The 246-nt window shown below is 70.3% G+C and carries 1 protein-coding gene; it reads right to left on the reverse strand.

From position 1 onward, the window contains the following. The coding region (locus tag EFL26_RS05825) for a DUF11 domain-containing protein (protein WP_148046641.1) at positions 1–246 on the reverse strand (246 nt) is incomplete at both ends.

Consider the following 246-nt stretch of genomic DNA (forward strand, 5'->3'; position numbering starts at 1 on the left):
CCCGTGATCGAGCAGTTGCCCGGACCCGAAGCGATGCTCCAGTCCACACCCGAGCCGGCCGGAAGCGGGTCGTTGATCACGACGCCGGTGGCATCGCCGGTGCCGGCCGCGTTGCTGTTGGTCGCGGTGATCGTGAACCCGATCTGCGACCCGGCGTTGACCGTCGCGTTGTCCGCGGTCTTGGTCAGGGTCAGGGCCGCGCAGCGGATGGTGACGTTGGCGGTGTCGCTGTCGCCGCCGGTGCCG

Source organism: Nocardioides pocheonensis, from assembly GCF_003725535.1.
In the GTDB taxonomy this organism is placed as follows: Bacteria; Actinomycetota; Actinomycetes; order Propionibacteriales; family Nocardioidaceae; genus Marmoricola; species Marmoricola pocheonensis.